The 5337-nt window shown below is 65.4% G+C and carries 8 protein-coding genes; all 8 read left to right on the forward strand.

Features of this window, described 5'->3' with window-relative positions:
• On the forward strand, positions 1 to 754 hold a 754-nt coding region (locus VN856_RS17465), incomplete at its 5' end, for a DUF881 domain-containing protein (protein WP_325691216.1).
• Positions 755 to 803: 49 nt separating this feature from the next.
• Positions 804 to 1136: a small basic family protein gene (locus VN856_RS17470; RefSeq protein WP_325691218.1), complete on the forward strand. Its 333-nt coding sequence runs from the start codon at positions 804 to 806 to the stop codon at positions 1134 to 1136.
• Positions 1137 to 1152: 16 nt separating this feature from the next.
• Positions 1153 to 2028 carry a DUF881 domain-containing protein gene (locus VN856_RS17475; protein WP_325691220.1) on the forward strand — a complete coding sequence of 292 codons (876 nt, stop codon included), beginning with the start codon at positions 1153 to 1155 and terminating at the stop codon, positions 2026 to 2028.
• A 23-nt stretch (positions 2029 to 2051) separates the two neighbouring features.
• On the forward strand, positions 2052 to 2447 hold the full coding sequence (gene gcvH, locus VN856_RS17480; protein ID WP_325691222.1) for a glycine cleavage system protein GcvH: 396 nt from the start codon (positions 2052 to 2054) through the stop codon (positions 2445 to 2447).
• Between the two features lie 211 nt (positions 2448 to 2658).
• Positions 2659 to 3129 (forward strand): glycogen accumulation regulator GarA, encoded by a 471-nt coding sequence (garA, locus tag VN856_RS17485; RefSeq protein WP_325691224.1) that lies wholly within the window; start codon positions 2659 to 2661, stop codon positions 3127 to 3129.
• Positions 3129 to 3872, forward strand: a complete 744-nt coding sequence (locus VN856_RS17490; RefSeq protein WP_325691225.1) for a MerR family transcriptional regulator — start codon at positions 3129 to 3131, stop codon at positions 3870 to 3872. The genes garA and VN856_RS17490 overlap by 1 nt, the downstream gene beginning before the upstream one ends.
• 108 nt (positions 3873 to 3980) lie before the next feature.
• A complete protein-coding gene (locus VN856_RS17495) occupies positions 3981 to 4475 on the forward strand; it encodes a bifunctional nuclease family protein (RefSeq protein WP_325691227.1) in 495 nt (164 codons plus the stop codon).
• A 292-nt stretch (positions 4476 to 4767) separates the two neighbouring features.
• Positions 4768 to 5337 (forward strand): MerR family transcriptional regulator (locus tag VN856_RS17500; protein WP_325691229.1); only part of this gene is annotated, 570 nt, incomplete at its 3' end.

A 5337-nucleotide genomic window follows, 5' to 3' on the forward strand; every position in this document is an offset into this window, starting at 1 on the left:
GCCACCGTCCCGTCGAGCCCGAGCCATGAGCTGGGTCTGGCAAGCGCTGGCCGCGTTGCTGGTGGCATCGGTGTTCGCCGCGGCCGTCGCGCAGGCCCGGCTGGTCGCACCAGGGGTCAGCGCTGCGCAACGGGTGTTGGCGGCCGGCGTGCGTTCCGAAGAGGCGACGACCGGCGAGCTCACCAAGCATCGCAATGCGCTTTCCGCACAACGTGATGACGTTCAACGGCACGCGTTGGCCGAAGACGCCGCGGGCCAGCGACTGCTCGCCAACCTCGACCGGCTCAGCCTGGCCGCCGCGAGCACCCCGGTCGCCGGTCCGGGTCTGAGCGTCACCGTGACCGAGCCCGCCGTCAGCCCGAACCTGTCCGACGTCTCCAAGCAGCGAGTCGGCGGCAGCCAGCAGATCATTCTCGATCGGGACCTGCAATTGGTAGTCAACTCGTTGTGGGCCAGCGGCGCCGAGGCTATCGCCGTCGACGGAGTCCGGATCGGCCCGAACGTGACCATCCGGCAGGCCGGGGGCGCGATACTCGTCGACAACAACCCCACCACCAGCCCGTACGCGGTTCTGGCGGTCGGCCCGCCGCATGGGATGCAAGACGTGTTCGACAACAGCCCGGGCCTACGCAGGCTACGGCTCCTGGAGACGTCATATGGCGTCGGCGTGAACGTCAGCGCCAAGGACAATCTCACGCTGCCGGCCGGGGCGGTCCGAGATGTCAAGTTCGCCAAACAGATTGGTTCGTCGTAGTGCGCGAAAACCTAGGGCCGAATATAGAGCTAGTGGAGGCAGAGCAGGGATGATCGGTATCGCAGCGCTGGCCGTCGGTATCGTGCTGGGCCTGGTCTTTCACCCCAGCGTGCCGGAGGTCATCCAGCCCTATCTGCCGATCGCGGTCGTCGCCGCACTCGACGCGGTGTTCGGCGGGTTGCGGGCGTACCTGGAGCGGATTTTCGACCCGAAGGTGTTCGTGGTGTCGTTCGTGTTCAACGTGCTGGTCGCGGCGCTGATCGTCTACGTCGGCGACCAGCTGGGCGTCGGCACGCAGCTGTCGACGGCGATCATCGTCGTACTGGGTATCCGCATCTTCGGGAACGCCGCGGCGCTGCGGCGCCGACTCTTCGGCGCGTAACGGATACAGGGCCGACATGAGCGACACCGATCCCGAAGCCGACGACACCGCCGCGGAGTCGCTCCACCCCGACGGCGAAAACGCCGGAAAGCCCGCAGACGTCGAGCAGGCCGCGGAGGCCGAGCAGCACGGTCGGCACGAACTGGGGCCGCACCAACCGAAACCCGCGATCGGCGAATTGCAGCCCCGCGGATTCCTGCGACGCGGCCGCACAGTTTTCGGCACACTGGCCCTGATCCTGTGCCTGCTGCTGGGCGTGGCGATCGCAACCCAGGTGCGCCAGACCAACACCGGCGACTCGCTGGATACGGCCCGTCCCGCGGACCTGCTGGTGCTGCTGGATTCGCTGCGTCAACGCGAAGCGACGCTGAACACCGAGGTCGCCGAACTGCAGCGCTCGTTGAACGCCTTGCAGGCGTCGGGCAGCAGCGACCAGGCCGCCATCCAGAACGCTCAGGCCCGGCTGGCGGCGTTGTCGATCCTGATCGGCACGGTCGGCGCCACCGGCCCCGGTGTCACCGTGCGGATCGAGGATCCCGGGCCCGGGGTTGCGCCGCAGGCGATGCTCGACGTGCTCGACGAACTACGGGCCGCCGGCGCCGAGGCCATCCAGATCAGCGATGGGCACGAGGCGGTGCGAACCGGCGTCGACACCTGGATCGTCGGTGCTCCCGGTGCACTTATCGTCGACGGCAAAACCTTGATCCCGCCGTATTCGGTTGTTGCCATTGGTGATCCACCGACGCTTGCGGCGGCGATGAACATTCCCGGCGGCGCGGTGGACAGCGTCAAACGCGTCGGCGGCACCATGTCGGTGCAGCAGGACGACAAGGTCGACATCACCGCCTTGCGACAACCAAAACCGCGCCAATACGCTCAGCCCGTCAAGTAGTAACCGACCAGAACAGGAAAACCGTGAGCGAAATCCCGCCTGATTTGCACTACACCGCCGAACACGAGTGGATTCGGCGGACCGGGGATGACACCGTCCGGGTAGGGATCACGGACTTCGCCCAGCAGGCCCTCGGCGACGTCGTATTCGTCCGGCTGCCTGACGTGGGTAGTGACCTGTCTGCGGGGGACGCGTTCGGTGAAGTGGAATCGACCAAGTCCGTGTCGGACCTTTATGCACCGGTGACGGCGAAAGTTGTTGCTGTCAATGAAGATTTAGAAGCCACCCCCGAGCTGGTCAACTCCGACCCCTACGGCGGCGGCTGGCTGATCGACCTCCAGGTCGACGCCGGGGCCCTGGAGAAAGGATTCGACGAGCTGCTGGACGCCGAGACCTACCGCGGCACGCTGGCCGAATGACCCTTGTTATCGTTCCCTGCGCCCGGCACCGATGCACGCCGGACCGAGGCCGGACTCGGACGGCGATCAGATGTCGCCGCCGATCCGGCGGGGGACGGCACATTGGGCTCCTGTGCGCGGTACGGTCGTCACATCGACGGCCACAGCGGGTGGGAAACCGGCCGACCGGACCCAACCAGACAACGCAGCAGCGGTCAGTGAGGAGCAGCGGGTGACGGACAAGGACAACGACCAGACTTCTGATGAGGTCACCGTGGAGACGACATCTGTTTTCCGCGCGGACTTCCTCAATGAACTGGACGCTCCCGCGCAGTCGGGCTCGGAGACCGCGGTGTCCGGTGTCGAAGGCCTGCCGGTCGGTTCAGCGTTGCTGGTCGTCAAACGGGGGCCGAACGCCGGCTCGCGCTTCCTGCTCGACCAACCGACCACATCGGCCGGCCGCCATCCCGACAGCGACATCTTCCTCGACGACGTCACCGTCAGCCGTCGGCACGCTGAATTCCGGTTGGAGACCGACGAGTTCCACGTGGTCGACGTCGGCAGCCTGAATGGCACCTACGTCAACCGCGAGCCGGTCGACTCTGCCGTGCTGGCCAACGGCGACGAGGTGCAGATCGGCAAATTTCGCCTGGTATTCCTGACTGGCCCCAAGGTCGGTGACGACGGAGGGCCCGGAAGCTAGTGACCGCGCCCGAGACCCCCGCACTGAGCGGGATGTCTATCGGAGCGGTCCTCGACCTGCTACGACCGGACTTCCCGGATGTGACGATTTCCAAGATCCGTTTCTTGGAAGCCGAGGGTCTCGTTACGCCACAGCGCGCGGCATCGGGTTATCGCCGGTTCACCGCCTATGACTGCGCGCGGCTGCGCTTCATCCTGACCGCCCAGCGTGACCAGTACCTGCCGCTGAAGGTGATCAAGGCCCAGCTGGACGCGCAGCCCGACGGCGAGCTGCCACAGGGCGGATCGCCTTACGGTGTACCGCGATTGGTGTCGGTCGGCGACGATGGGTCCGCGGCGGCCGCCGCGGACCCGGCGGCGGTGTCCACTGCCCGCGTCCGGCTCAGCCGAGAAGACCTGCTGGACCGTTCAGGGGTGGACGGCGAGCTGCTCACGGCGCTGCTCAAAGCCGGTGTGATCACCACCGGCCCTGGTGGCTTTTTCGACGAGCACGCGCCTGCGATCCTGCAGTGCGCCCGAGCACTCGCGGATTACGGGGTCGAGCCGCGTCATCTGCGGGCATTCCGCTCGGCGGCCGACCGGCAATCGGACCTGATCGCGCAGATCGCCGGGCCCCTCGTCAAGGCTGGTAAGACCGGCGCCCGAGACCGCGCCGACGACCTCGCGCGCGAAGTTGCCGCCCTGGCGATCACGCTGCACACCTCGTTGATCAAGTCCGCAGTGCGCGACGTTCTCCACCGCTGAAGGACTAGACTTCGGAACGACAGCTTGCGTTCGGCGGCATGGTGTTTGCACCACTACGTCGGAGCAGGTCTGATCGGACACGGCAGCACGTGCGGAGGGCAGACACAGATGGGTGAAGTTCGCGTCGTCGGCATTCGCGTCGAGCAGCCGCAGAACCAGCCGGTGCTCCTGCTGCGCGAGGCCGACGGCGATCGCTACCTGCCGATCTGGATCGGCCAGTCCGAAGCCGCCGCGATCGCCCTCGAGCAGCAGGGAGTCGAGCCGCCGCGTCCGCTCACCCATGACCTGATTCGGGATCTCATTGCCGCGCTTGGTCATTCGCTCAAAGAGGTGCGCATCGTCGACCTGCAGGAAGGCACGTTCTACGCCGACTTGATCTTTGACCGGAACATCACAGTGTCAGCGCGGCCATCGGATTCGGTGGCCATCGCTTTACGGGTCGGCGTACCGATCTACGTCGAAGAAGCCGTCCTCGCGGAGGCCGGCCTGCTGATTCCTGACGAGAACGACGACGAGCCATCCACCGCCGTTCGCGAGGACGAAGTGGAGAAGTTCAAAGAATTTTTGGACAGCGTCTCGCCCGACGATTTCAAGGCCACCTGAACGCGCGCAGAACGAAAATCGAGGTCGGCCCGCAAAAAAAATGCGGAACGCATTTATCGAGTAGGGCACGCCCGAGTCGGCAACGTCACGGATGCGTCTCAACTGCGAGTTCGACCTCGACACGCCCGGTGGATAGCGTGGAGTCACCGCCTCGACCGCCATACTTTGAATTCAATTGATTAGTTCTACGAACACCAGAGTGAGTCGAAAAGCGTATGCTCACAAGCACTCGATTGAGCAAACGCGAAAACGGCAGCCCGTAACGAGCGCGCGATCGGCGAGAGGATGCACCGTGGGTGACCAGCCACGTCAGGATCAACTGGATCTCGAGTCTGTGACCACACTCGACGACAGTTCAGAAGCCATTCCCGAACCGGCGATCCGCGTGTCGAGCGAACCTGTGCAAGGTGGCTTGTTCCCCGACGACTCGGTACCCGACGAACTGGTCGGCTATCGCGGCCCGAGCGCCTGCCAGATCGCCGGGATCACGTATCGCCAGCTGGACTACTGGGCGCGCACTTCACTGGTAGTACCGTCGATCCGGAGCGCCGCCGGATCCGGCAGCCAACGGCTGTACTCGTTCAAAGACATCCTCGTGCTCAAGATCGTCAAGCGTTTGCTCGACACCGGGATCTCCTTGCACAACATCCGCGTCGCGGTTGACCACCTGCGTCAGCGCGGCGTGCAGGACCTGGCCAACATCACGCTGTTCTCCGACGGGACCACGGTTTACGAGTGCACCTCGGCCGAAGAAGTCGTCGACTTGCTGCAGGGCGGACAAGGCGTGTTCGGCATCGCTGTCTCCGGAGCGATGCGCGAGCTGACCGGCGCTATCGCAGATTTTCCCGGCGAGCGCGCCGAC

This window comes from Mycobacterium sp., from assembly GCF_035603715.1.
Classification (GTDB): domain Bacteria; phylum Actinomycetota; class Actinomycetes; order Mycobacteriales; family Mycobacteriaceae; genus Mycobacterium.